Raw genomic sequence first — 3,244 nt, forward strand, 5'->3', positions numbered from 1 at the left:
CGACCGGGAGGCCCGCCTGGCCGTTCTGGCGCGGCTGTGGGATGCGGCGCCGGCCCGGCGCTGGTGGGCGGCCAATGCCGCCGTCGCCGAACTGGAGACGACGCGGCCGGGCCTGGAATACGACGCCAAGGGCCTCAAGCACTGGCGTGAGCGGCTGCGCCAGGCGGGCGAGGCCGAGGAGCGGGCGTGGGAGGAGCTGTCCACCCCGCCGTACTTCAGCCGGGTGGCGCGGCACGATCTCTCGCCGTTCGAACTGAGCGAGGTGCAGTCCGAACTGGCCCGCTGCCGCCCGGTGGCGAAATGCTGGATCGTGTGCAAGGCCCTGCGGGAGTTTCCGCAGCGGCGGGCCTACCTCGTCTTCGTGCTCCTGCCGGCCATGGACGATGAGGACCGCTACCGGCTGTGCCGCTGGCTGGAGCGAAACCTCAGCCTGCCCGGACCCGCGCTCGTGCTGTGGGCGGGGGAGTCGCCCACGCTGCAGGAGATCGAGCGCTCGGCCTTCGCGCCGGTGCTGTCGAGATAGCACCGGCGAGGGCCCCGGCGGGCCGGGGTGGCGCCAGTGGGACAATCGGGCGATGCACCCCAAAGCCCTTCTGGACGCCTGCGCTGAACTCGTCAGGCTGACCTTGACCCTCGAACACCCCGCCGACGCGGTGGTGTCCCGTTTTTTCCGTGACAACCGCTCCCTCGGCCCGCGCGAGCGCGCCACGCTCGCCGAGACCGCCTACACGGTGCTGCGCAAGAAGCTGCTGTTCGAGCAGCTCGCCCGTTCGGGCAGCGGTCCCAAGGAGCGGCGCCTGGCCATCCTGGGCTTCGCGCACAGCCAGGACGAGCAGGCCCGCCGCGCAGGCGCAGGCAATGCCTCCGGTGCGCGCGACTTCCTGCGCGGCGCCCTGAACGATCAGGAAAAGAACTGGCTCGACCAGTGCGATGCCGTGCCGGCGGACGACCTCATGGACCGCCACCGCCACAACCTGCCCGAATGGCTGGTGGCGCCGCTCAAGAGCCAGCTGGGCGATGGCTTCTGGCCCCTGGTGGACAGCCTGTCGCAGAGCGCGCCGCTCGATCTGCGCGTGAACGCGCTGCAGGAAAAGCGGGCCGATGTGCAAAAGGAACTGGCCAAGGCCGGCATTCCGGCGCAGCCCACCCCGTACTCCCCCTGGGGCCTGCGCGTGGACGGCAAGCCCGCGCTCGCCAAGCTCGATGCCTTCACGCGCGGCGCCGTCGAGGTGCAGGACGAAGGCTCGCAGTTGCTCGCGCTGCTGCTCGATGCCAAGCGCGGCGAGATGGTGGTCGACTTTTGCGCGGGTGCCGGCGGCAAGACGCTGGCCATCGGCGCGGCCATGCGCAACACCGGGCGCCTCTATGCCTTCGACGTGTCGGCCCACCGGCTCGACGCGCTCAAGCCCCGGTTGGCCCGCAGCGGCCTGTCGAACGTGCACCCCGCCGCCATCGCGCACGAGCGCGACGATCGCATCAAGCGCCTGGCCGGCAAGATCGACCGCGTGCTGGTGGATGCGCCGTGCTCCGGCCTGGGCACGCTGCGCCGCAACCCCGACCTGAAGTGGCGCCAGAGCCCCCAGGCGGTGCAGGAACTGGTGGCCAAGCAGACGGCCATCCTCGCCAGCGCCGCGCGCCTGCTCAAGCCGGGTGGCCGGCTGGTGTACGCCACCTGCAGCGTGCTGCCCGAGGAGAACGAGGCCATCGCGGAGGCCTTCGGTGCCGCGCACCCCGACTTCGTGCCGGCCGATGCAGGCGAGCTGCTCACCCAGCTCAAGGTGGAGCAGGCCGGCGCGCTGTGCAGCGGCGGGGAATCGCGCACTGGTTATCTGCGCCTTTGGCCCCATCTGCACCAGACCGACGGTTTTTTTGCCGCCGTGTGGACGCGCAAGCCCTGAAAGCCGTGCCGCACACCCCCGCAAGACACCGGCGGTGTTGCGGGTATGCGCGGCATCGTGCCTGCATCGCCCCCTAAAATCATTCAGCTGCCCTGAACGGGCCGCGATTTCATCTTGTTCGCTAGCGAAGGCTCCCTATGCTGTTACCCGACTGGGCTGTTCTGAACGCCGCCATCGACTGGCTGGGCCACGGCCTGTGGAACCTGTCGTGGTGGCAGGTGGTGCTGTACACGCTGTTCACCACGCACATCACCATCGCGGCGGTGACCATCTTTTTGCACCGCGCGCAGGCGCACCGCTCGGTGGAGCTGGGCCCGGTGCCCTCGCACTTCTTCCGCTTCTGGCTGTGGCTGGGCACCGGCATGGTGACCCGCGAGTGGGTGGCCATCCACCGCAAGCACCACGCCAAGTGCGAGACCGAGGAAGACCCCCACAGCCCGCAGACCCGGGGCCTGGACACCGTGATGTGGCGCGGCGCCGAGCTGTACCGTGCCGAGGCGAACAATGCCGAGACGGTGCGCAAGTTCGGCCACGGCACGCCCGACGACTGGGTGGAGCGCAACGTGTACAGCCGGTTCGCCTGGCAGGGCGTGGGCCTCATGCTCATCATCAACCTGGTGCTGTTCGGCGGCCTGGGCGCCACGGTGTGGGCCGTGCAGATGCTGTGGATTCCCTTCTGGGCGGCCGGCGTGGTCAATGGCATCGGCCACTTCTGGGGCTACCGCAACTTCGAGGCGCAGGACGCCAGCACCAACCTCGTGCCCTGGGGCGTGGTGATCGGCGGCGAAGAACTGCACAACAACCACCACACCTATCCGACCGCGGCCAAGTTCTCGGTCAAGCCCTATGAATTCGACATCGGCTGGATGTACATCTCCCTGATGCGCGCCGTCGGCTGGGCCACCGTCAAGAAGGTGCCGCCCAAGCTTCGCCTGGGCGCCGTGAAGCCGGTGGCCGACGAGCACACGCTGGAGGCGCTGATCGCCAACCGCTACGAAGTGATGGCCGGCTACGCCCGTGGCGTGCGCCAGGCCTGCCGCGAGGAGCTGGTGGCACTCAAGGCCCGCAAGGCCGACGTCTCCGTGCTGCGCGCCGCCCGCCGCTGGGCCCACCGCGATGCCGAGAAGGTGCCCGCCCGCGCCAAGCCGCACCTGGCCCAGGCCCGCGCTGCCCATCCGGTGCTCGACAAGATGATGACCATGCGCGAAGAACTGCGCCAGCTGTGGCTGAACACGTCGCAGTCGCGCGAGCAGCTCACGGCCGACCTGCAGGCCTGGTGCCCACCGCGCCGAGGAAAGCGGCGTGGCGGCCCTGCGCGAGTTTTCGCTGCGGCTGCGCGCGGCGCA

Annotated in this window: 1 protein-coding gene and 2 pseudogenes; all 3 read left to right on the forward strand. The window is 69.9% G+C overall.

Annotated features, from left to right (window positions below; genetic code table 11):
* Positions 1-523 (forward strand): annotated as a pseudogene (locus AC27IQ_RS21085) (peptidase M48); the annotation flags it as partial.
* 52 nt (positions 524-575) lie between these two features.
* Complete coding sequence (locus AC27IQ_RS21090) at positions 576-1,898, forward strand: RsmB/NOP family class I SAM-dependent RNA methyltransferase (protein ID WP_487090661.1); 1,323 nt, start codon at positions 576-578, stop codon at positions 1,896-1,898.
* A 137-nt stretch (positions 1,899-2,035) separates the two neighbouring features.
* A pseudogene (locus AC27IQ_RS21095) lies at positions 2,036-3,244 on the forward strand (DesA family fatty acid desaturase); the annotation flags it as partial.

This window comes from Acidovorax sp. KPB24-07 (assembly GCF_057543315.1).

Coding starts and splice junctions, on each gene's coding strand:
- AC27IQ_RS21090 (WP_487090661.1), top strand. CDS start 576: ATGCACCCCAAAGCCCTTCTGGACGCCTGCGCTGAACTCGTCAGGCTG.